This window comes from Sphaerisporangium aureirubrum, from assembly GCF_042658925.1.
Taxonomy (GTDB): Bacteria; Actinomycetota; Actinomycetes; order Streptosporangiales; family Streptosporangiaceae; genus Sphaerisporangium; species Sphaerisporangium aureirubrum.
Genome location: NZ_JBHSRF010000247.1, coordinates 1 through 500, shown reverse-complemented (window position 1 = coordinate 500; position 500 = coordinate 1). Strand labels below are relative to the sequence as shown.

At 67.4% G+C, this 500-nt stretch carries 1 protein-coding gene; it reads left to right on the top strand.

Annotation, left to right across the window (positions count from 1 at the left end; all coding sequences use genetic code 11):
- Window positions 1–439: acyl-CoA dehydrogenase family protein (locus tag ACFP1K_RS41370; protein WP_380764112.1), on the top strand; the 439-nt coding region annotated here is incomplete at its 5' end.
- Window positions 440–500 lie beyond the last annotated feature (61 nt).

The window sequence follows — 500 nt, the reverse complement described above, 5'->3', positions numbered from 1 at the left end:
GGCCGCCGTGCTGGACGCCTGGCGTGAGCATCCTGAGCTGCGCAACCACGATCTGCATCAGCGGTTGCTGTCGCTCTGGGTGGAGGCCGAGGTCACCCGCCTGTCCGGGGCCCGGCTGCGTGAGCAGCTCGTGGCGGGTCATCCGGGGCCGGAGGGGTCCGGGATGAAGCTGTCGTTCGCCCGGCTCAATCAGGCGTTGTCCGGGTTCGACGTGGAGTTCAGGCGCGATCTCGGCTACGACGACTGGACCTTCCGCCGTTCCGAGAACGTGGATTTCTACGGCCGTGGTCCGGGCTACCGCTATCTGCGGGCCAAGGGCAACTCGATCGAGGGCGGCACTTCCGAGGTCCTGCGCAACATCATCTCCGAGCGGGTGCTCGGCCTGCCCTCAGAACCTCGCGTCGACAAGGACGTGCCCTGGAAGGACCTGCCGCGATGAGCCTGTTGTATTCGGAGGTCGAGGAGGAGCTCAGGGCGTCCGTGCGGGCGTTGCTGGCCGA